Annotated in this window: 20 protein-coding genes; 12 read left to right on the top strand and 8 right to left on the bottom strand. The window is 58.8% G+C overall.

Annotated features, from left to right (window positions below; genetic code table 11):
* Positions 1-12: 12 nt before the first annotated feature.
* Positions 13-1,296 (bottom strand): oligosaccharide MFS transporter, encoded by a 1,284-nt coding sequence (locus ACYZTW_RS14505; protein ID WP_462005447.1) that lies wholly within the window; start codon positions 1,294-1,296, stop codon positions 13-15.
* A 775-nt stretch (positions 1,297-2,071) separates the two neighbouring features.
* Here ACYZTW_RS14505 and ACYZTW_RS14500 point away from each other — a divergent pair.
* The 3 genes from ACYZTW_RS14500 (at position 2,072) to ACYZTW_RS14490 (ending at position 4,928) form a co-directional block, all read left to right on the top strand.
* Entirely contained in the window at positions 2,072-2,350 is a 279-nt protein-coding gene (locus ACYZTW_RS14500) for a hypothetical protein (protein ID WP_462005446.1), read from the top strand.
* Between the two features lie 347 nt (positions 2,351-2,697).
* Positions 2,698-4,071: a transposase gene (locus ACYZTW_RS14495; protein ID WP_462005445.1), complete on the top strand. Its 1,374-nt coding sequence runs from the start codon at positions 2,698-2,700 to the stop codon at positions 4,069-4,071.
* Between the two features lie 710 nt (positions 4,072-4,781).
* Positions 4,782-4,928 (top strand): DUF2388 domain-containing protein, encoded by a 147-nt coding sequence (locus ACYZTW_RS14490; RefSeq protein ID WP_462005444.1) that lies wholly within the window; start codon positions 4,782-4,784, stop codon positions 4,926-4,928.
* A 123-nt stretch (positions 4,929-5,051) separates the two neighbouring features.
* Here the strand turns inward: ACYZTW_RS14490 and rnhA are convergent, their stop codons facing one another.
* The gene (gene rnhA / locus ACYZTW_RS14485) at positions 5,052-5,504 is read right to left on the bottom strand and encodes a ribonuclease HI (RefSeq protein ID WP_008152099.1); all 453 of its coding nucleotides are present in this window, start codon (positions 5,502-5,504) and stop codon (positions 5,052-5,054) included.
* Positions 5,505-5,596: 92 nt separating this feature from the next.
* Positions 5,597-6,355, bottom strand: a complete 759-nt coding sequence (locus tag ACYZTW_RS14480; RefSeq protein WP_008152097.1) for a methyltransferase domain-containing protein — start codon at positions 6,353-6,355, stop codon at positions 5,597-5,599.
* 65 nt (positions 6,356-6,420) lie between these two features.
* Between ACYZTW_RS14480 and gloB the strand changes: the two genes are divergently transcribed.
* The 8 genes from gloB to fabI all read left to right on the top strand — a co-directional run bounded on the left by gloB (position 6,421) and on the right by fabI (position 17,258).
* Positions 6,421-7,188 carry a hydroxyacylglutathione hydrolase gene (gloB, locus tag ACYZTW_RS14475; RefSeq protein WP_462005755.1) on the top strand — a complete coding sequence of 256 codons (768 nt, stop codon included), beginning with the start codon at positions 6,421-6,423 and terminating at the stop codon, positions 7,186-7,188.
* Between the two features lie 99 nt (positions 7,189-7,287).
* On the top strand, positions 7,288-8,742 hold the full coding sequence (locus ACYZTW_RS14470) for a transglycosylase SLT domain-containing protein (RefSeq protein WP_462005443.1): 1,455 nt from the start codon (positions 7,288-7,290) through the stop codon (positions 8,740-8,742).
* Between the two features lie 318 nt (positions 8,743-9,060).
* Positions 9,061-10,893: an extracellular solute-binding protein gene (locus tag ACYZTW_RS14465; RefSeq protein WP_462005442.1), complete on the top strand. Its 1,833-nt coding sequence runs from the start codon at positions 9,061-9,063 to the stop codon at positions 10,891-10,893.
* Positions 10,890-12,731: an extracellular solute-binding protein gene (locus ACYZTW_RS14460; protein WP_462005441.1), complete on the top strand. Its 1,842-nt coding sequence runs from the start codon at positions 10,890-10,892 to the stop codon at positions 12,729-12,731. The genes ACYZTW_RS14465 and ACYZTW_RS14460 overlap by 4 nt, the downstream gene beginning before the upstream one ends.
* A 4-nt stretch (positions 12,732-12,735) precedes the next feature.
* Positions 12,736-13,809, top strand: a complete 1,074-nt coding sequence (locus ACYZTW_RS14455; protein ID WP_415767452.1) for a microcin C ABC transporter permease YejB — start codon at positions 12,736-12,738, stop codon at positions 13,807-13,809.
* 1 nt (position 13,810) lies between these two features.
* Positions 13,811-14,830 carry an ABC transporter permease gene (locus ACYZTW_RS14450; protein WP_095128240.1) on the top strand — a complete coding sequence of 340 codons (1,020 nt, stop codon included), beginning with the start codon at positions 13,811-13,813 and terminating at the stop codon, positions 14,828-14,830.
* Position 14,831: 1 nt separating this feature from the next.
* On the top strand, positions 14,832-16,442 hold the full coding sequence (locus tag ACYZTW_RS14445; RefSeq protein WP_462005440.1) for an ABC transporter ATP-binding protein: 1,611 nt from the start codon (positions 14,832-14,834) through the stop codon (positions 16,440-16,442).
* Positions 16,443-16,463: 21 nt separating this feature from the next.
* Positions 16,464-17,258 (top strand): enoyl-ACP reductase FabI, encoded by a 795-nt coding sequence (gene fabI / locus ACYZTW_RS14440; protein ID WP_008152082.1) that lies wholly within the window; start codon positions 16,464-16,466, stop codon positions 17,256-17,258.
* A 178-nt stretch (positions 17,259-17,436) separates the two neighbouring features.
* On the opposite strand, the gene ACYZTW_RS14435 is transcribed toward fabI, so the two are convergent.
* Complete coding sequence (locus ACYZTW_RS14435) at positions 17,437-18,303, bottom strand: LysR family transcriptional regulator (protein ID WP_462005439.1); 867 nt, start codon at positions 18,301-18,303, stop codon at positions 17,437-17,439.
* Between the two features lie 111 nt (positions 18,304-18,414).
* Between ACYZTW_RS14435 and ACYZTW_RS14430 the strand changes: the two genes are divergently transcribed.
* Complete coding sequence (locus tag ACYZTW_RS14430) at positions 18,415-18,840, top strand: VOC family protein (protein ID WP_201187412.1); 426 nt, start codon at positions 18,415-18,417, stop codon at positions 18,838-18,840.
* Here the strand turns inward: ACYZTW_RS14430 and ACYZTW_RS14425 are convergent.
* The 4 genes from ACYZTW_RS14425 to ACYZTW_RS14410 all read right to left on the bottom strand — a co-directional run bounded on the left by ACYZTW_RS14425 (position 18,809) and on the right by ACYZTW_RS14410 (position 22,712).
* Positions 18,809-19,408, bottom strand: coding sequence for a GGDEF domain-containing protein (locus ACYZTW_RS14425; protein WP_462005438.1), 600 nt, complete (start codon positions 19,406-19,408; stop codon positions 18,809-18,811). The two genes, ACYZTW_RS14430 and ACYZTW_RS14425, sit on opposite strands and share 32 nt — an antisense overlap.
* A 74-nt stretch (positions 19,409-19,482) precedes the next feature.
* Positions 19,483-20,061, bottom strand: coding sequence for a hypothetical protein (locus ACYZTW_RS14420; RefSeq protein WP_462005437.1), 579 nt, complete (start codon positions 20,059-20,061; stop codon positions 19,483-19,485).
* Between the two features lies 1 nt (position 20,062).
* Complete coding sequence (locus tag ACYZTW_RS14415; protein ID WP_462005436.1) at positions 20,063-22,231, bottom strand: xanthine dehydrogenase family protein molybdopterin-binding subunit; 2,169 nt, start codon at positions 22,229-22,231, stop codon at positions 20,063-20,065.
* A gap of 25 nt (positions 22,232-22,256) precedes the next feature.
* Positions 22,257-22,712, bottom strand: coding sequence for a (2Fe-2S)-binding protein (locus ACYZTW_RS14410; protein ID WP_046048854.1), 456 nt, complete (start codon positions 22,710-22,712; stop codon positions 22,257-22,259).
* Positions 22,713-22,770 lie beyond the last annotated feature (58 nt).

Below are 22,770 nucleotides of genomic sequence, written 5' to 3'. Positions count from 1 at the left end.
GCTTGATCCTTACTAGGGTTTGGCTGATTGAGCCATGACAGGAAGCTCAATCGAATCAAGAGTTCTTGCCTGGGATGATTGACGGGCCGGGTCCGCGCGTAGCAACGACCATGACAGCAGCAGACAACCGCCTACCACGCCAGCCATCATTACGTAAACGCTCGAGAAACCAGCATGGTCGTAGCCGTATCCCACAACTGGCGACAGCAGCATCGCGCTCAATTGCTGGGAGAACTGGAATCCCAACACGTAGACCGAGGCCGACAGCCGCGAATCAAAATTGAGCGAAATGTATTTGAATACCGAGACCAGCAAGATGGGGACTTCAATGGCGTGCAACATCTTGCAGGCGGCGATGGTCCAGGCATCCACTGCCAATCCGGAGCCAAGAATACGGACGAACATGATGCTGCCACCCAGTATCAATCCATACTTGGCGCCTGTACGACCGACCACCCAGGGTGCGAACAACATCAAAACAGCTTCGAGCAGAACCTGGGATGAATTCAGGTAGCCATAAGCTCGGGTACCTTCCTCCGGGGTTGGAAAAAACGAGGAAAAATACACCGGAAACTGCTGTTCGTAGATCATGTAGACTCCACACACCCCGGTCAGGTACAAGCTGAATGCCCAGAAGCGCGGCAGTGTCAGCAACTTCCAAAGATCGTTCATCCGAACTGGCAGGGCAGTTTCACCACCCGATTGCGTGGCCGGCTTTCGGAACCGGCTCAGATCCAGCTGGAACAGGATCAGCAAGAACGCGACCCCGGCGGCGCTGCTCATGTAGAACGCAATATTCGGATCAATGTTGAAGAACGCACCGGCGACGCCTGTCGCACTCGCCCAGCCCAGCGAACCCCACATTCTGGTGGTGCCGAACTCGAAGCCCGCATGACGCGACAGTCGCTCCGTATAGGACTCGATGACGCCTACGCCTGCGAGCATGGAAAACGCCAGGAAGGCCGCGCCGACCACGGCCCCCAATACCACGTTCTGGGCCAATAGATTGGCATAGACGTAGATTGCAAAGGGGGCAGCAGCGCAGAGCAGCACGCCAATCCATATCAGCAGTTTTTTGGACAGGCCAAGCCGATCCTGAAGAGCACCATAGAACGGCTGAATGAGAAGCGCCGCAATCGCGTTGGCGCCAAAGATTAATCCGGTTTCCGTTCCGTTCAGGCCGATGACTCGATGGAGCCATATCGCGAACAGCGAATAGCTGGATGACCACGCGAAGAAGAAGAAAAACAACAGACCGCTGATGAGCCAGTACTCACGCTTGACTGATAATTGCATGTGACGTCCCTATTTGTTTTTATATAAGTTAACGTTAACAGCGCGACGCATTACGCAACCTTCACCTGCCCGCTGTCAAGTGGCACTGAGCAATAAAGGTTCGGGAGCGGGTTGAGCACGCCCAGCAAAACCGACTTCCGTTGTATGCCCCACTCAACGGTTTCAGTCTTGCGCAGCTCCGTTTCGCCTGGAGCAGGTGGGTTTATTCGAAAGGTTTCTGGCAGTACCAAACACAACAACAAGAGGGTTAACTATGAGTTTTTACGACCTGTCGGCCGTGCGTTTTCGACTGCTTAGCTTTGGGACATGCGACTGACCAAATCGAAATGATAATGTTCTCGATATCAGATTAATCTGCTCATTCGAGCGTGCAGGCATCTTGAAAGAATATTGACGTCAATTATTTATATACAGACTTAACTGAACCTTCAGCCCAATTGCTTTAGGACGGCTTAATGCAACGAGTACAGTGGCGGCAAATCGACAACCTTGCCCGCAAGCCTGTCTTTACACCAAGCCAGGGACAATCAGGCAATGAGCACAGGTGGTTATTTGCAACGGCCAATGACAACGCATCAATATGAAAGACGCAGTTAACGAAGCCCCGCTTTCCACCGGGCATAGCGCGACCAAGACACCTGAGCGCCTCCGCTTGCTGAGCCAGCTCTATGCAGAACATCAAGACATACAACTTTCCGAACAGGACTAGGCCTGGCCCCAGATCGGGCGCGTATCGAGAGAGGCCGCTGTACTGAGTCGGCACGGAGCTTGCGAGATGAATCCCGCTACACCTGACGGTCGCTACTTTGTAGTCAAAGGACAGCTGTGGCGTTGCACCAACCCTTCGCTGAATGAAGATGAGCGGCAGCGCCTTGTTGACGAGCTGATGGCAGCGCGACGTGAGGTGGCGAAGGTGGCGCTCGGGGAACGCGGGCCGGTTTGGTGGGACGATGGCAGTCCTGACTTCAATAGATACCAGGTCGCCAATACGCCCTATTGTGACTGGTACTGTTCTTTGAGCGCTGATACCGCCAGACCTTCAGAGTCGAACTGAAACGGTAGGCAACCAGCAATGCGACAGCGCCCTCAGACATACCACCACATGCAAAAGGCTACGCTAGCACCGAAAAAAACCCTTGAGCTGTGTTCTCAGCACCATAAAGTTATAGCCCAGCCATAATTATTGCTGAGTCATAATTTCGAATTGAGCCATAATTTCGAATAATCCAATCAGGGGTCTCGGGCGGAGCCAACAGACGACACGGTTGCCGACAGTACACCGTCCAAAGCTGATCCACGCGCGTCGTGACTGACCGCTTATGGCCGATTCTGTTGAAAAAGTAGCTCCCCTGACTGGCCTCCGGCAAAATCTCTGCATTGGCCAGCAGGGAAGCACGCAGCATGATGGGACAGTTATCGAGTGGGCAGGAGCGACTGTTTTACTCGTTCAACCTTGAAGATCACATCCCCGCCAATCACCTTCTGCGCAGCATTGATCAATGTCTCGATCTGAGCGACCTGCGCCATTACCTCGCCGACTTCTACAGCCCGATTGGGCGTCCGTCGATTGATCCTGAGCTGATGATCCGCATGCTGATCGTCGGCTACTGCTATGGCATCCGCTCCGAACGGCGGTTGTGCGAAGAGGCCCATTTGAACCTGGCGTATCGCTGGTTCTGCCGGTTAAGCCTTGAAGATGAAGTCCCCAACCACTCGACCTTTTCCAAAAATCGACACGGCCGTTTTCGGGACAGTGATCTGTTTCGCTGGTTGTTTAATGAAGTGCTGCGTCGCTGCATGGATGCAGGTCTGGTCAAGGGCGAAGGCTTTGCCGTGGACGCCAGCATTATCAAAGTGGATGCGAGTCGGCAGCGCGGCGTACCGGGTGATGAACAGGTCAACTGGAGCGATCCGGCCCTGAGCACCCGCGCCGTGCGTGAGTACCTTGAAGGCCTCGATGAAGAGGCTTTGGCCGAAACGCTACCGAAGCGCCTGTCGCTGACGGATCCTCAAGCCCGCTGGAACGCTGCTCCAGGCGGCCCAGCGTTCTTCGCCTATTCCACGAACTATCTGATCGATACCGAACACGGCGTGATCATGGATGTGGAACCCACACCGGCTCATCGCACGGCCGAAGTCGAGAGCACCAAGACAATGATTGACCGCGTCGAAGAGCAGTTCGACATCAAGCCGGAACGCCTCATCGGCGACACCGCTTATGGTACCGCGCCGATGCTGGCCTGGATGGTGGAGCAAAAAGGTATCGAGCCGCATGTGCCGGTGTGGGACAAAACCGAGCGCAAGAACGACAGTTTCTCGGGCAACGATTTCCACTGGAATGAAGAGGCCGAGGAATACCGCTGCCCAGCCGGCAACGCATTACGCAGCGAATGGCGAGCCTTCAAGAACGAGCGTTCGCACCTCACCAAAGCCAACACCATCATCTTCCGATCCAGACAGACCGACTGCGCGACATGTCCGATGAAAGCCAAGTGCTGCCCAAACACTGCGATTCGCAAGATCGCCCGCAGCGTCCATGAAGCCGCTCGTGATGTGGCTCGACGCATCGCAGCGACGCCGGAGTACGTGCGCTCTCGCCACGAACGTAAGAAGGTCGAAATGTCGTTTGCCCACCTCAAGCGCATCCTGAAACTGGATCGCTTGCGACTACGTGGACTGAGTGGCGCGACCGATGAATTCACGCTGGCCGCTGCGGTGCAGAACCTGCGACGGCCGGCCAAACTTACATCTCAAGGTCCGCCAGTTACGAGATAGGTGCGCCTGCACGAAGCAAAAAACCTAAGACCAACCCAATAACAGAGCCGCAAAGGTCAACGAAGGACTGAAAAACCACTCAATGTGGCGAGTAGGTTCTACGGTGGCGGTCGTGCCTGAGTTCAGGCGAGCTGAAAATCCGACTTTTTCAACAGAATCGGTCGTTAACCGCCGATCATATCTACAAAACTGATTCGTCAAATCCAATACCATGAGTGTTTAGACCGACTGCAAGTGTCTGCTCAAGTCAAATGCAAAAAGGCGGTCAACCAGGGCGCGCAATTCTGCATCTGGCCCCTGCCCCATTCGCGCCGAATTGCGTATGTCAGAGAGGGAAGCAGGGGCGAATTCTTCCGAGGACGGAAAAGCTAAATGCGCTGGATTCTGCAGTGAAGTAGTTTCCGCATGCCATTTTTCAAAATGTAAACGATGAAGAGCCAAAATAACTCATCGTTTACAATTTGGGCTCATCTAGGCTGCAAAATCAACCATAAGAACCATGAAAACTGACTGCAATACCACATATTATCAGTATCTTAAACGCGTTATTGACGCGCTGAAAAACTCGATTACAAGGTTGACAAGTAGCCAGAATCTGACAACGGATCTGGTGGCCATCAGTGCTCAGCTCTCAACGGGTCATTCGTGCAAAAGCGGCGATGTTAACACGCTCGCGGGATCCGGCGCGCAACGCCAAGTGACCTGCGCTCATGCAGTTGATGATGCGGCGGCGTTTGTGGCAAGTGAGGGGGGAGATTCGCGGGGTGCAGATTGAGGCGGCGCTTGTGCGGATTCGCGGAGTTATCAACGACCCGTATTCAGACCAGCAACTGGCCACTGCCATTTTAATGTTGTGAACATGGCCCTGTAGGAGCTGTCGAGTGCAACGAGGCTGCGATCTTTTGATGTTGCCTTTAAAAGCGAAGATCAAAAGATCGCAGCCTCGTTGCACTCGACAGCTCCTACAGGGGTATTTGTGGTCAAGCCTGTTTGTAACCGCGCACTTCATCCACGCCGCGGTTGGCCAGTTGGTCGGCCCGTTCATTGCCGTGATGACCGATGTGCCCGCGCACCCATTTCCAGGTAACGTTGTGGCGGTTGACCTGCTCGTCGAGCAGCTTCCACAGATCGGCGTTTTTCACCGGTTCTTTCGCGGCGGTTTTCCAGCCGCGCTTCTTCCAGTTGTCCATCCACTCGTTGATGCCTTTCATCACGTACTGCGAGTCGGTGACCAGCAGCACGTCGCAGGAGCGCTTGAGTTCTTCAAGGCCACGGATCGCGCCCATCAACTCCATGCGGTTGTTGGTGGTATTGGCTTCGCCGCCCCAGAGTTCTTTTTCAATGCCCTTGCACACCAGCAAAGCACCCCAGCCGCCTGGGCCAGGATTGCCTTTACAGGCGCCGTCGGTGAAGAGTTCTACGCTATCGCTCATGCCAATCTATCCAGAAAATGCGGTGGCTCGCCGATCGGTGATCGACGATGCCCGAGGCCGGGGCAAACCCGGCCGGGAAATTAAAAAGTGTATTACGGATCGATGCGGCGACGATTGACCTTGGCCATCGGCAATGGAATCAGCTTGCCCATCGGTTCGCGCCGCTCCTGACGGACGGGCCGCAGGCCCACCACGATCTTGCGCGCCACCAATAAATAGAAGCCGCCACCCGACAGTTGCCAGTCACCGGCCTTGCGCTCCCAACCGGCCAGACGAGCCTGCCAGGCGGGTGACGCAAGCGGCGGACGATAGCACCCGAAGCGGCGTTTCTCCAGTGCGAAGCCCAGCAGGTTCAACCAGTCACCGACCCGCGACGGGGAGATACAGCGCGCCTTGCGCAAGGCGTCGTGAGCAAAAACGTGTCGCAAGCCCCAGGTGCTCCAGGGGTTGATCCCGACGATCAGCAGATGCCCGCCGGGCCGCACGCTGCTCGCCGCTTCGCGCAGCAGACCGTGGGGCGACAGGCAGAAATCCAGCCCATGCTGCAACACCACCACGTCGGCGGCATGCTCGCTCAAAGGCCACGCCTGCTCTTCGCAGACGATCTCGACACCCGGCAATGGCGCGCCGAGCCGCACATTGCGCTGGACTTGCGGCGCCGACGGCGGTGTCTGGGCCGACGGGCCGTAATGCACCAGGTAGCCGCCAAAGAAGCGTCCCAACTCGTCTTCGAGCATGCGACGTTCTTCGTCCAGCAGGAATTGCCCAATGGGGCCGGACAGCCATTCACGGGCCGCGCTGATCAACGTCAGCCACTCAGGATCAGCCTGAGCGAACGCTTTATCGGTCATTGCATTCTCCAACGCGCCAGGAAGCTCTAAGATGCACCATTGTTTTCCGCTTGGCGAATCCGACGATGATACAGATCAGTGCCCTGCCCGCCTTCACCGACAACTACATCTGGTTGTTACAAGATCACCGCACCCAGCGCTGCGCGGTGGTCGATCCGGGCGATGCCGCGCCAGTGCAGGCCTGGCTCGCAGCGCATCCGGGTTGGGTGTTGAGTGATATTCTGATCACTCACCATCATCATGACCACGTCGGCGGCGTCGAGCAGCTGAAAAAAGCGACAGACGCGACAGTCTACGGTCCGGCCAGCGAAACCATCCCGCTGCGGGACGTGGCGCTCAAGGACAACGACCGCGTCAACGTGCTGGGCTGGGACTTCGATGTCTTTGCCGTCCCCGGCCACACCCTGGGGCATATCGCCTATTACCATCATGGTTTGCTGTTCTGCGGTGACACCCTGTTCGCCGCCGGTTGCGGGCGCTTGTTCGAAGGCACACCGGAGCAGATGCACACCTCGCTGATGCGCCTGGCCTCATTGCCTGAAGATACGCTGGTCTATTGCACCCACGAATACACCCTGAGCAACCTGAAGTTTGCCGCAGCGGTCGAACCGGGCAATCCGGACACTGCCGCACGTCTGGAAAAAGTCACCGCACAACGTGAAGCCGGAATCATGACGCTGCCCTCTACTCTGGCGCTTGAAAAGCTCACAAATCCGTTTTTGCGTACCGGCGAAACATCCGTTAAAGAAAAAGTGGACGAACGGAATGGAACCGATAACCGGGCTCCGAGTACGGTTTTTGCTGCTCTTCGTGCTTGGAAAGATAAGTTCTAAGTAGCCATCACGTTGGTACAAAAATTCTGAATGGTTGACCGCAGGGGGTACGCTTTCTAGAATCGCCCGACATTTTTGCCCGGAACTTACTTCCAGCCAATGTCGTCATCTATTCGTAAAACCATCAATTCAGACGCATTGACCCGCTTGGCTCAAGCCATCGCGGTGGCTGTGTCCGCCACTTTGGCGGGCTGCTCAAGTCATGTGCCGCAGACCGACGCGGCACACACTCCGAATATTGCCGCCCGAGCCAAGCAGAAACCTATCTGGCTCAGCGAAAAACCGACTCCGCAAGTTCCACAAGATGTCTGGGAGCGCATGCGCCAGGGCTTCCAGTTGCAGGACAACCTGGGCGTCAACCCACGCATCGAGCAACAGCGCCTGTGGTTCGCCAGCAACCCGTCCTTCCTCGAAAACGCCAGCGAACGCGGCAGCCTCTACATTCACTACATCATCGAACGCCTTGAAGAACGCAACATGCCGCTGGAACTGGCGCTGCTGCCAGTGATTGAAAGCGCCTACAACCCGATGGCCTATTCCCGGGCCGACGCGGTTGGCTTGTGGCAATTCATCCCTTCCACCGGGCGTTACTTCAACCTGCGTCAAACCCGTTTCTATGATGGCCGTCGCGATATCACCGCCTCGACCACCGCGGCCATGGATTACCTGACCCGCCTGCACGACATGTTTAACGGCGACTGGCTGCTGGCCCTGGCGGCCTACAACGCCGGCGAAGGCACGGTCAGCCGGGCCATCGAGCGTAACGAAAGGCTCGGCTTGCCGACCGATTACTGGAACCTGCCGCTGCCGGCCGAAACCCAGGCCTACGTGCCGAAGCTGCTGGCCTTGTCGCAAGTGGTGCTGGCACCCGAAGCCTACGGCGTCAATCTGAACCCGATCGCCAACGAACCGTACTTCCAGGTCGTCGAAATCAACCAGCGCATGGACCTGTCCAAGGTCGCCGCTGTGGCCAATATCGACGAAGACGAACTGTTCCAGCTCAATCCGGCCTTCAAGCAGCGCACCACCATCGATGGCCCCCAGCATTTGCTGGTGCCAACGTCCAAGGCGCAACTGCTGACGGCCAGTCTCTCGACCATGCGTCCTGAGGAGCTGATCAGCAAGAAGCCGCTCAAGCCGGTATTCGAAGGCTCAGACGACTCCGAACTCGCCAGTCTCAAACGTGCTTATCGCGTTAAACGCGGCGACAACCTCGGCACCATCGCCAAGGCCAACAAGGTTGACATCAAGGACCTGCAGCGCTGGAACAAGCTGACCGGCAAGGACCTCAAAGTCGGCCAGACACTGGTCATGCAGGACACCGCCAAGCGCAGCGGCGGTCGGATCAACACCGTCGTGGCGGTGAACAGCAAAGCAAACAGCAAAGCTGACAAACAGAAGCCGCAGACCCAGTACAAGGTCCAGCAAGGCGACTCGCTGTACATGGTCGCCAAGCGTTTCAACGTTGAAATGCAACACCTCAAGCGCTGGAACCCGCGTGTCGGCCAGGCGCTGAAGCCTGGTCAGATGCTGACGGTGGCTTCACCACGCTAAAATGAGCCCCTGATTTCAGGGGCTTTTTTTGCCTGCAGAGTTTGCGAAGAACCTTGTAGCAGCAGGCGAAGTGTGGCGAGGGGATTTATCCCCGTTCGGCTGCGCAGCAGTCGTCAATCCTGTAAGTGCGTGTTGCGAATGAACTGCTGGGGCCGCTTCGCAGCCCAACGGGGATAAATCCCCTCGCCACACTTCACCAGCTGCTACAGGGGTGTGCTTGCGCAATTAACCCCGCATTAAGTCCCGTCTTTTTCCTGTCGATACAAGCTGTTACTGTACGGGCCACAAAGCCCAAGCCGCCTGGATCGGATCCCTGACTTGAAGCGTCCCCTCCTCCTGCTCCTGATCAGCCTGGCCTTGAGCTCCCCCGCAAGCGCGACGATCAGCGAAAGCCATGGTTATGCGCAGTTCGGCACGCTCAAGTACCCGGCCAGATTTACCCACTTCGACTGGGTCAACCCGCAAGCGCCCAAGGGCGGTACGTTGCGGGTGATGGCGTTTGGCACCTTCGATACGCTCAACCCCTACACCTTCAAAGGTTCAAGTCCGGTTTCCACGCCGAATTTCCTGCAATACGGCATCAACGAGCTCAACGAACCGCTGATGGTCGGCACCGGCCAATACGCGCCGTCCGGCGATGAGCCGACCTCCAGCTATGGCCTGATCGCCCAATCGGTGGAATACAGCGAAGACCGCAGCTGGGTGGTGTTCAACCTGCGCCCGGAAGCGCGTTTCCACGATGGCACGCCGATTACCGCCTATGACGTGGCGTTTTCCTACCGCTTGCTGCTCAAGGAAGGCCATCCGCAGTACCGCACCAACCTTCAGGAAGTGTCGCGGGTCGACATCCTCAACCCGCAGCGCATCCGTTTCGTCTTCAAGCGCGCCGGCAATCCGTTGCTGATCCTGCGCCTGGGTGAATTGCCGGTGCTGCCCCAGCATTACTGGAAAGGTCGTGACTTCAAGGCCACCACCTTCGAACCGCCACTGGGCAGCGGACCGTATCGCATTACGTCAGTAGAGCCTGGGCGTCAGATCATTTTCGAACGGGTCAAGGATTACTGGGGCAAGGACTTGCCGGTCAATCGCGGCAAATACAACTTCGACCGCATGGAAGTCGAGTTCTACCGCGACAGTGACGTCGCGTTCGAAGCCTTCAAGGCCGGCGAATTCGATATCTATATCGAGCATCAGGCCAAGAATTGGGACAACGGCTACAGCTTCCCGGCGGTACGACGCGGCGACGTCATCAAAGCGCAAATCCCGCATCAGATCCCGACCCAGAGCCAGGGTCTGTTCATGAACACCCGGCGCCCGACCTTCTCCGAGACCAAAGTCCGTGAAGCGCTGGGCCTGATGTTCGACTTCGAGTGGACCAATCGCACGCTGTTCAGCGGCGCCTACAAACGCGCCATGAGTTACTACCCCAACAGCGAGTTCTCCGCGACTGACCTTCCGGTCGGCCATGAATGGCTAATGCTCAAGCCGTATCGCGAGCAGTTGCCCGCCAAACTCTTCACTGAGGCCTTCAGCCTGCCGCAGACCCAAGGGCGCGGCATCCCCCGGGAAACCATGCGCAAAGCCCTGGGCCTGCTCGCTGAGGCCGGCTGGAAGCTCAGCGGCCAGCACGTTCAGAACGCCGCTGGCCAACCGTTGCGATTCGAGATTCTGCTGGTCAACCCGAACCTGGAACGCATTCTTCAGCCTTACGTCGAGAACCTCGCCAGCATCGGCATCGATGCCCGGCTGCGCACGGTCGATCGCGCCCAGTACAAGCAACGCCTCGATCAGTTCGATTTCGACATGATCCTGATGACCCTCAACCAGACGCTCAGTCCGGGCCTGGAACAATGGCAGTACTTCCATTCCAGTCAGGTCGGGGTCAAGGGCAGCAAAAACTACGCCGGCATCGCCAATCCGGTGGTCGACCATTTACTCGAACAATTGCTCGCCGCCCAGACCCGTGATGAACAAGTCGCCGCCGGCAAAGCCCTGGACCGGGTGTTGCTGTGGCAGCACTACATCATTCCCAACTGGTACCTCAATTATCACCGCCTGGCCTACCGCAACCGGTTCGCCTTCGTCACCACGCCGCCCTACACCCTGGGCCTGAGCGCGTGGTGGCTGAAATCTTCGGAGAAAGATCGATGAAACCCGTACGCGCCCTGCTCTTGCAGGCCGGTGGTCTGTTGTTCGCCGGGCTGGCCTGTGCCGCCCCGCAACATGCCCTGACCCTGTACAACGAGCCGCCGAAATACCCGGCCGATTTCAAACATTTCGATTACGTAAACCCCGACGCCCCCAAGGGCGGGATCTTCCGTCAGGCCGGTTTCGGCGGCTTTGACAGCCTCAATCCCTTCATCAACAAGGGTGTCGCGGCCGACGACATCAGCATGATCTACGACACCCTGGCCAAACAGGGCCTGGATGAACCGTTCACCGAGTACGGCCTGGTCGCCGGCAAGATTGAAAAAGCCCCGGACAACAGCTGGGTGCGTTTCTACCTGCGCCCCGAAGCGCGCTTCCACGACGGGCATCCGATGCGCGCCGAGGACGTGGTGTTCAGCTTCCAGACCCTGATCAAGGACGGCGCACCGCTGTACCGCGGTTACTACAGCGATGTCGAGGAAGTGGTCGCTGAAGATCCGCTTACCGTGTTGTTCAAGTTCAAACACAACAACAACCGTGAGCTGCCGCTGATCCTCGGCCAGTTGCCGGTGCTGCCCAAGCATTGGTGGGCGACGCGCGATTTCAACAAGGGCAACCTGGAAATGCCGCTGGGCAGCGGCCCGTACAAGGTCAGCGAAGTCAAGGCCGGGCGTTCGGTGCGCTATGAGCGGGTCAAGGATTACTGGGGCAAGGACCTGCCGGTCAACCGCGGGTTCTACAACTTCGACGTGATGACCACCGACTACTACCGCGACAACACCGTGGCCCTGGAAGCCCTCAAAGCCGGGCAGTTCGATTACTGGCTCGAAATGGCAGCAAAGAACTGGGCCAACGCCTACAACATTCCGGCCGTCACCGAGGGCCGGTTGATCAAGGAACAGATCCCCAACGGCAACCCCACCGGCATGCAAGGCTTTGTATTCAACCTGCGCCGCCCGGTGTTCCAGGACGTGCGCGTGCGACAGGCCCTGACCCTGTTGCTGGACTTCGAATGGACCAACAAGCAACTGTTCAACGGCGCCTACGCGCGCACCCGCAGTTATTTCGAAAATTCGGAAATGGCTGCCAGCGGCCTGCCGGACGCCGATCAACTGGCGATCCTCGACCCGTTCCGCGGCAAGATCCCCGAGCAGGTGTTCAGAGAGGCGTTCCAGAACCCGATGACCGACGCCAGCGGCATGATCCGCACCCAGCAGCGCAAAGCCTATCAACTGTTGCAAGAGGCGGGCTGGCGGATCGTCGATGACAAGATGGTCGACGCCAAGGGCAAACCGGTGACCATCGAGTTCCTGTTGGCCCAGACCGAATTCGAGCGGGTGCTGCTGCCGTTCAAACGTAACCTGAGCGACTTGGGGGTTGACCTGGTGATCCGCCGGGTTGACGTCTCGCAGTACATCAACCGCGTGCGTTCACGTGACTTCGACATGATCGTCGGCAGCTTCCCGCAGTCCAACTCCCCGGGCAACGAACAGCGCGAATTCTGGATGTCCGCCGCCGCCGACAAACCCGGCAGCCGCAACTCCATGGGTCTGAAAGACCCGGTGGTGGACCAGTTGGTCGAGCAACTGATCAACGCCGATTCGCGCAAAAGCCTGGTGGCCCACGCCCGCGCGCTGGACCGCGTGCTGCAATGGGGCTATTACGTGATCCCCAACTGGCACATCAAAACCTGGCGCGTGGCGTATTGGAACCACATCGGCCATCCGAAAATCTCACCCAAGTACGACATCGGCATCAACACCTGGTGGGTCAAGCCCGATGCGAAACCTGCGGTAGAAGTCGAAACCAAACTGCAAGCCGACCCTGCGGGCACGGAGTAATCAGATGCTGGCGTATATTTTTCGGCGACTGCTGCTGATCATCCCGACCTTGCTCGGCATTTTGCTGATCAACTTTGTGATCATCCAGGCTGCCCCCGGCGGGCCGGTGGAGCAGATGATCGCCAAGCTCGAAGGCTTCGAAGGCGCCACCAGCCGCATCGCCGGCGGTGGTGCCGAAGTCTCGGTGGCGGGCTCCGCCTATCGCGGCGCCCAGGGCCTGGACCCGATGCTGGTCAAGGAAATCGAACACATGTACGGCTTCGATAAATCGGCGCCGGAACGCTTATGGATCATGATCAAGAACTACGCCACCCTGGATTTCGGCGACAGCTTCTTCCGCGACGCCAAGGTCATCGACCTGATCAAGGAAAAGATGCCGGTGTCGATCTCCCTCGGGCTGTGGAGCACGCTGATCATGTACCTGGTGTCGATCCCGCTGGGGATCGCCAAGGCGACGCGACACGGCAGCCACTTCGACGTCTGGACCAGTTCGGCAATCATTGTCGGTTACGCGATACCGGCATTCCTGTTCGCCATCCTGCTGATCGTGGTCTTTGCCGGTGGCAGCTATTTCGACTGGTTCCCGCTCAGAGGGCTGACCTCCAACAATTTCGACGAGTTGAGCATGGGCGGCAAGGTTCTCGATTACTTCTGGCACCTCGCGTTGCCAGTCACCGCGCTGGTGATCGGTAACTTCGCGACCATGACGCTGCTGACCAAAAACAGCTTCCTCGACGAGATCAACAAGCAGTACGTGGTCACCGCCAAGGCCAAGGGTCTGACCAATCACCGCGTGCTCTACGGCCATGTGTTCCGCAACGCCATGCTGCTGGTGATCGCCGGGTTCCCGTCGGCGTTTATCGGCATCTTCTTCACCGGCTCGTTGCTGGTGGAGGTGATCTTCTCCCTCGACGGCCTCGGGCTGATGAGTTTTGAGTCCGCGATCAACCGCGATTACCCGGTGGTCTTTGGCACGCTGTTCATCTTCACCCTGTTGGGATTGGTGGTGAAACTGATCGGCGACCTTACGTACACCTTTGTCGATCCGCGCATCGACTTCGAAAGCCGGGAGCATTGAGATGAATCTGTCCCCTCTCAATCGCCGACGTTTCGAACTGTTCAAGGCCAACAAGCGTGGCTGGTGGTCGCTGTGGCTGTTTCTGCTGCTGTTTGGGCTGAGCCTCGGTGCCGAACTGATCGCCAACGACAAACCGCTGGTGGTGCACTACGACAACGGCTGGTACTTCCCGGCGCTCAAGCGTTACCCGGAAACCACCTTCGGCGGCGAATTCCCGCTGGAAGCCAACTACAAAAGCCCGTACATCCGCGAGTTGCTCAAGGAAAAAGACGCCTGGGTCCTGTGGGCGCCGATTCCCTACAGCTACCAGAGCATCAACTACGACCTGAAAGTCCCGGCCCCGGCCCCGCCCTCTACCGACAACCTGCTGGGCACCGACGATCAGGGCCGCGACGTGTTGGCGCGGGTGATTTATGGCTTCCGGATTTCGGTGTTGTTCGCCCTGACCCTGACCATTCTCAGCTCGATCATCGGCGTGATTGCCGGGGCGTTGCAGGGGTTCTACGGCGGCTGGGTGGATTTGGCCGGACAGCGTTTTCTGGAGATCTGGTCCGGGCTGCCGGTGCTGTATCTACTGATCATTCTCGCCAGTTTCGTCCAGCCGAATTTCTGGTGGCTGCTGGGGATCATGCTGCTGTTCTCGTGGATGAGCCTGGTGGACGTGGTCCGCGCCGAATTCCTGCGGGGGCGTAACCTGGAATACGTGCGCGCCGCGCGGGCGTTGGGGATGCAAAACGGGGCGATCATGTTCCGCCACATCCTGCCCAACGCCATGGTCTCGACCATGACCTTCATGCCGTTCATCCTGACCGGCGCCATCGGCACCCTGACCGCACTCGACTTCCTGGGGTTCGGTCTGCCGCCCGGCGCACCGTCGCTGGGCGAACTGGTGGCCCAGGGCAAATCCAACCTGCAAGCACCGTGGCTCGGCATGAGCGCGTTTGCCGTGCTGGCGTTGATGTTGAGTTTGCTGGTGTTCATCGGCGAGTCCGCTCGCGATGCCTTCGACCCGAGGAAGTGAAATGAATCAGGACAATCTGATCGAAGTGCGCGACCTGGCCGTCGAATTCGTCGTCGGCGAACGCTGTCAGCGGGTGGTCGAAGGCGTCAGCTTCGATATCAAGCGCGGGGAAACGCTGGCGCTGGTGGGCGAAAGTGGCTCCGGTAAATCGGTGACGGCCCACTCGATCCTGCGGCTGCTGCCCTACCCGCTCGCCCGGCATCCGTCCGGCACTATCGAGTACTCCGGGCAAAACCTGCTGAGCCTGAAAGAGAAAACCATCCGCCACATCCGCGGCAACCGGATCGCGATGATCTTCCAGGAGCCGATGACCTCGCTCAATCCACTGCACTCGATCGAGAAGCAGATCAACGAGGTGTTGAGCATCCACAAGGGCTTGATCGGCAAAGTCGCAACCAAGCGCACGCTGGAGCTGCTGGAAATGGTCGGCATCCCGGAACCCGAGAAGCGCCTCAAAGCGCTGCCCCATGAATTGTCTGGCGGCCAGCGTCAGCGAGTGATGATTGCCATGGCCCTGGCCAACGAGCCGGAACTGCTGATCGCCGACGAGCCAACCACCGCGCTGGACGTGACCGTTCAGCTGAAAATCCTCGAATTGCTCAAGGAATTACAGGCCCGGTTGGGCATGGCGCTGCTACTGATCAGTCACGATTTGAACCTTGTGCGAAGAATTGCGCATCGCGTATGTGTCATGCAGCGCGGTTGCATCGTCGAACAGGCATCGTGCGAAGAGTTGTTCCGCGCGCCGCAGCATCCGTACACTCGGGAACTGCTGGCAGCGGAGCCCAGCGGCAAGCCGGCAACTAACGTTATCGGCCCGCCCTTGCTGCAAGTCGAGGACCTGAAAGTCTGGTTCCCGATCAAGAAAGGCTTTCTGAAAAAAACCGTCGACCACATCAAAGCGGTGGACGGAATCAATTTCAGCCTGCCTCAGGGCCAGACCCTGGGGATTGTGGGAGAAAGCGGTTCGGGCAAGTCGACACTGGGTTTGGCGATTTTGCGGCTGATCGGCAGCAAAGGTGCCATCCGTTTTGAAGGCAAGCAGCTAGACTGCCTGACGCAACAACAGGTTCGGCCGCTGCGTCGGGAGATGCAGGTGGTGTTTCAGGACCCGTTCGGCAGCTTGAGCCCACGGATGTGCGTGAGCCAGATCGTCGGCGAAGGCCTGCGGATCCACAAGATGGGCACCGAGGCGGAACAGGAACAAGCGATTATTGCGGCACTCAAGGAGGTAGGTCTGGACCCGGAAACCCGGCACCGCTACCCCCACGAATTTTCCGGTGGGCAACGGCAGAGAATCGCCATTGCCCGAGCATTAGTGCTAAAACCGGCGTTGATTCTGCTGGACGAGCCGACATCGGCCCTCGACCGGACAGTGCAACGCCAAGTGGTGGAGCTTTTGCGTTCACTGCAAACCAAGTACAACCTGACGTATCTGTTTATCAGCCATGACCTGGCTGTCGTCAAAGCGCTGAGCCACCAGCTGATGGTGGTCAAGCAAGGCCAAGTGGTCGAACAGGGAGACGCGCAAAGTATTTTTGCGGCCCCCAAACATCCGTATACACAGCAGCTGCTGGAAGCCGCTTTTCTGGCCCCAGCCACTGCGCAATAACCTGAAAGAGAGGAGCAACACATGGGTTTTCTCGCCGGTAAGCGCGTACTGATCGTCGGTGTCGCCAGCAAGCTGTCCATCGCATCCGGCATCGCTGCCGCCATGCATCGCGAGGGCGCTGAGCTTGCCTTCACTTATCAGAACGACAAACTCAAGGGTCGTGTAGAAGAGTTCGCACAAAGCTGGGGTTCCAACCCTGATCTGTGCTTCCCGTGCGACGTGGCCAGCGATGAAGAAATCGCCAAGGTCTTCGTTGAGCTGGGCAAGAAGTGGGACGGCCTGGACTGCATCGTGCACTCCGTCGGTTTCGCTCCGGGCGACCAACTGGATGGCGACTTCACCGAAGCCACCACCCGTGAAGGTTTCCGCATCGCTCACGACATCAGCGCCTACAGCTTCGTGGCCCTGGCCAAAGCCGGTCGCGAAATGATGAAAGGCCGCAACGGTAGCCTGCTGACCCTGTCGTACCTGGGCGCCGAGCGCACCATGCCGAACTACAACGTGATGGGCATGGCCAAGGCTTCTCTGGAAGCTGGCGTTCGTTACCTGGCCGGCTCCCTGGGCCCGGACGGCACCCGCGTCAACTGCGTATCGGCTGGCCCGATCCGCACCCTCGCCGCTTCCGGCATCAAGAACTTCCGCAAGATGCTGGCCGCCAACGAAGCGCAAACCCCGCTGCGTCGCAACGTCACCATCGACGAAGTCGGCAATGCCGGCGCCTTCCTGTGCTCGGACCTGGCGTCCGGCATCAGCGGCGAAATCATGTACGTGGACGGTGGTTTCAACACCACGGCCATGGGCAGCCTCGAAGAGTAATCTTCGGTCAGCCAATAAAAACCCGCCTCTTCAGGCGGGTTTTTTGTGCCTGCTATTTCAAGGCTGATGCAATCCAATGTGGGAGCGAGCCTGCTCGCGAAAGCGGTGTATCAATCAGTATTGATGTCGACTGACACGACGCTTTCGCGAGCAGGCTCGCTCCTACAGGGTTTTGTATTTAGCCACCGTTCTGGGTCAAACACCGCGCAAACAACTGCTGAATAGGCTGTGTCCGCTGGCTGTAACGCTGCAACAACACAATCTCCCGATAGAACGTCAGCTCACCCAACGGGATGATCCGAACCTTCGCCCCATGCTCAAGCCAGAGCCCTGCCTCAGGTAGCAGCGACACCCCTAACCCGCATTCAACCATCTTCACGATGGCTTCCAGCTCATCCAGCTCCAAAGCCACCCGCACATCAATCTGCTGCTCGCGCAAAAACCGCGTCACCAATCTTCCACCGAACGAATTGCGGTCGTAGCGCACATGCGGATGGCTCGCGAGGATCTGCAACGGCTCATCGCCTTCAAGTTCTGCCGGCACGATCAATACAAACGGTTCCTTGCGGATGACCTGCGCTGACAGTTCTTTGGGCAACTCAAACGGAGGCTTGATCAGGATCGCCAGATCCACCTCACCGGTGTCCACCTGGCTCAACAGGTTCAGCGACACGCCCGGTACCAGTTTCGGCTCCAGCAACGGCGCCTGTTGCCTCAGTCGCAGCAACGCCTGGGGCAGCAGTCCGGTCTGGGCCGTGGCCACCGCGCCTATTTTCAACTCGCCGCGATACTCGCTGACATCATCGCTGACCGCCATGCGGCTGAAGGTCTCCAGCATTTCCCTGGCCATCGGCAACGCACGCTGCCCCGCCGCATTGAGCAACGCCTGACGTCCGGTGCGGTCGAACAAACGAATACCCAGGGCCTGTTCCAGATTGCGAATCTGCGCGCTGACGGCCGACTGGGTCAGGCCGATGTGCATCCCGGCCGCGGCAAAAGTGCCGTAGCGCGTCACGGCAATAAAGGTTTTCAGTTCCCGCAGCATGGCGTTCTCGATTGATCGAAATAATTTGAGCTCGCTGCAAAAATTATCGTCTTTTAATCAAAAAGCACAGGGCTAAACTCAGTCTGAATCCACACAGCCGAGGCACATCCGATGCAACTCTCCCCTTTTCACCTGGCCATCCCGGTCTACGACCTGACCGCCGCACGGAATTTTTATGGTGAAGTGTTTGGCCTGGAAGAAGGTCGCTCAAGTGATCATTGGGTCGATTTCAATTTTTTCGGCCATCAGCTGGTCATTCACCTGGCGCCGAAAAACGCGTCTCAAGAAGCCGCGCACACCAATGCTGTTGACGGTCATGACGTTCCGGTGCCGCATTTTGGTGTGGTGTTGGGGATGAACGAATGGGAGGCTCTGGCCGAGCGGTTGAAAGCCCTCGATACCCGATTCGTCATCGAACCGGGCATTCGCTTTCAGGGATTGGTGGGCGAGCAAGCCACGATGTTTCTCTTCGATCCATGCGGCAACGCGCTTGAGTTCAAGGCATTCAAGGATGTGGCTCAGCTGTTTGCCAAGTGAACGCATCGGCCTGTGCCAGTAGTTCCTCGATCGAGCCGGGAAGCTGAGGGTTGCACTCGAGTTGTCCGATGCTGAAGCGGATGTCATAACCGCGATGGACCGTGGCATTGCGCTCTTCGAGTATTTCTTCGAGTCGCGCCTTGATCGCGGGAATCTCCACAACGCTTGAACCGGTCAGCAACGCGACGAATTTGTCGCTGCCCAACCGGCCGATCACATCGCTCTCGCGAAAGGCAATGCGCAGCACATCAGCGAAGGTTTTCAGGGCATTGTCGCCCTCGGCACGACCATAGAGATAGTTGATGTGTTTGAAGCCATCAATATTGAAGAGCAACAGCGTCGCTGGCCTTTTCAGCTGTTGGCAGGCATCCAGCCCTTGTTGGGCCAGCGCTGTAAAACCGTATCGGTTGGAGAGCAGCGTCAACTCGTCCATGCTCGCCATCTGCACGCCCATCAGCTCCTCCTCGGCCTTGCGGGCCAGGTCACGTAGCAGTTCGCGCTCCTGCAGTGGCGTGCGCAACGGGTCGGCGCACGCGCCTGGTTTTACCGGTTTGCCTGGGGTCAGCATTAGTCACTCCATTGGCGGGTATATTTCTTAGAGTCGTCCATACCCGGTTTGACTCCCTGTTAACGGACCGCCGGTCAACTACCCACGACCGGACATGGCCCTCCCGCGTCTGCCCAGCGTTTGAACTGGGTGACGAAAATGTCGTGCGGCACCGGTACCGGCGCCCTTCCCTGACCCGGATTCCAGCCCCAAAGCACCAATTTATCGTCGCTGACATGCTTGATCAGCGCGGCGAAATCGCGGTCGCCATTGCTGGAGCGGTCCTTGATCATTGCGCACAACTGGTCGGCCGGCAGACCGATCCAGGCCATTTTGTGCGCGGCTGGCGGCAGGCTCCAGTGCGGGGCCCCCGGTGGTGCGTGAGCGCCGTAACTGGCCGGCGGATTACTCTCGGCGTGGCACGTAGCACAGGGCAAACCCGCCGCGCCCTTGCCGTCCATGCCCCGCACGACGTTCATTGCGTGGGGAATCCCGGCGTCGAACTGCAACGGCGAATCGCCGGGAATATGGCAGTTCTGGCAGCGCGGGCTCTGAAAGACCTTTTGCACCGTATCGAACGCCTTGATGGCTTCCTTATCGTCAGCGAACAGGTGCTCGGCGTAACCGATCAGGCCGATCAACACCACCGCGCCAAGAATCAGATGTCGTCTCATCTCACACCCCCGACAGTTGCAGCGGCAGTTCCCGCAAGCGTTGGCCGGTCAGGGCGAACACCGCGTTGGCCACTGCCGGCGCCGTGGGCGGCACACCGGCCTCGCCGATGCCGCCGGGTTTGTCGCTGCTGGGCACGATATGCACCTCGACCAGCGGCATTTCGTTGAGTCGCAACACCTGATAATCGTGGTAATTGGACTGCACCACCTGCCCGTTCTTGAAGGTCAGTTTGCTGTGCAAGGTAAATCCGAGGCCGAACGTGATGGCCGACTCCATTTGCGCCGCGATGCTCATCGGGTTGACCGCAATGCCGCAATCCACCGCACACACCACCCGGTGTACGCGGATCGCCAGGTTGTCCTGGGACACCTCGGCCACCTGGGCAACGTAACTGCCGAAAGACTCATGCACCGCAACGCCCAGCGCATGGCCGTCTGGCAGTGGCGCCTTCCAGTTGGCTTTCTCGACAGCCAGGTTCAGCACGCCAAGATGCCGTGGATGGCCCTTGAGCAAGGTTCGCCGGTACTCGACCGGATCCTTGCCGGCCGCCTCTGCCAGCTCGTCGATCAGCGACTCCATCACGAACGCGGTGTGGGTGTGCCCCACCGAGCGCAGCCAGAGCACACGGATGCCGGTTTGCGGAGAATGCAGTTCAACCTGATGATTCGCTAACCCTTCAAGGTAAGGGCTGTCGGCGACCCCTTCGACAGACGTCTTGTCGATGCCATTCTTGACCATGGTTGCCTCGAATGACGTGCCCGCCATGATCGACTGCCCGACCATCACATGCTTCCAGGCGATCGGCAATCCGCCGGCATCGAGGCCGATGCGGGCCTGGTGGAGGAATGCCGAGCGGTAGTACCCGCCGCGAATGTCGTCCTCCCGGGACCAGACGGTTTTCACCGGCGCGCCCGCTGCCTTGGCGACTTCCACGGCTTCAGCGACAAAGTCCGAGGTCGGATTGGCCCGGCGACCGAAACCGCCGCCCAGAAACTCGGTGTGAATCTCCACCTGTTCAGGTTTGAGCCCGGTGATTTTCCCGGCGACCATTTGATCCAGGGTCTGGAACTGGGTGCCGGTCCAGATTTCGCATTTGTCCTGGGTGATTTTCACCGTGCAATTGAGCGGCTCCATCGGCGCGTGGGCCAGGTACGGCACGCTGTACTCCACATCGATGGTCTTCGCCGCTTTACCCAGACCCGCCGCGACATCACCGGCCTGACTGGCCGAAGCGCCAGGAGTGGCGGCGAGTTTGCGGAAGCTTTCCAGCAGCACCTGACTGTCGAGCCCGGTGTTTGGCCCCAGATCCCAATCAATCTTCAACGCATCGCGCCCCAGCTTCGCCGCCCAGTAATGATCGGCAATCACCGCCACCCCGGTGGGCACCTGCACCACTTTGTGCACGCCCGGGATCGCCAGCGCTTCGGCGCCTTCGAAGGATTTTACGCTGCCACCGAACACCGGCGAGCGCGCGACCATGGCGGTCATCAGGCCGTCGAACTGCACGTCCATGCCGAACTTGGCGCGGCCGGTGATTTTTTCCGGGGTGTCCAGGCGCTTGGTCGGTTTGCCGATGATTTTCCAGTCCTTGGACTCCTTGAGCTTGATCGACGCCGGATCCGGCACCGGCAGCTTGCCGGCGTCATCGGCCAGTTCGCCGTAGGTGGCGCGTTGGTCGCCGGCAATCACCACGCCCGACTCGGTGCGAATCCCGGAGGGCGCGACGTTGAAGCGTTTGGCCGCCGCGTCGATCAACATCAAACGCGCCGCTGCACCGGCCTGACGGTAGCGGTCGAACTCCATCCAGGTCGAGGTCGACCCACCGGTAATTTGCATCCCGCCAAACCCGGCCAGGCCATACTCGGCGGCCGAAGCCGGTGCATGTTCGACACGGATCTTCGACCAATCGGCGTCCAGTTCTTCGGCGATCAACATGGTCAGGCCGGTCCAGATGCCCTGGCCCATTTCCGAATGGCCGAGCAGCATGGTGACGCTGTTGTCATTGCCAATCCGCAAAAAAGCATTGGGCGCGAAAACATTGCCTTGATTCTCGGCGCCGATGGCGAAGCGATGGCCACCGGGGATGACAAACGCCACCACCAGACCACCGCCCAGCACCGCGCTGCCCTTGAGGAAACCGCGGCGTGACAGAGGATTGAGGCTGTTCATTGTTCGGACTCCCGTCAACGTGGCATCAACCGATCTCGGCGGCGCGTTTGACCGCTGCGCGGATCCTTGGGTAGGTGCCGCAGCGGCAGATGTTGCCGGACAGCGCCTGATCGATGTCGCTGTCGGTGGGCTTGGGAATTTTCGCCAGCAACGCGGCGGCCGACATGATCTGCCCGGACTGGCAGTAACCGCACTGCACCACATCGAGTTCGGCCCAGGCTTGTTGCACCGGGTGCGAACCGTCAGTGGACAGGCCTTCGATGGTTAGAATTTTCTGCCCGTGGGCCACGGCTGTGGCGGGCGTGATGCAGGAACGCAGTGGCGCGCCGTCGACGTGCACGGTGCAGGCGCCACACTGGGCGATGCCACAACCGAATTTGGTGCCGGTCAGGTGCGCGACATCGCGCAGGACCCACAGGAGCGGCATGTCTGCGGGGACATCCAGCGCCTGGTCCTTGCCATTGATGTTGAGGGTCAGCATTGCGAATTTCCTCAGACTCACGGTGTTCTGAAGGGGCTCTCTCCGGGCCCCTTGTAGG

It is taken from the genome of Pseudomonas sp. LB3P25, assembly GCF_054897985.1.
The sequence above is the reverse complement of the archived record's forward strand: the minus strand, read 5'-3'. Positions and strand labels throughout refer to the sequence as shown.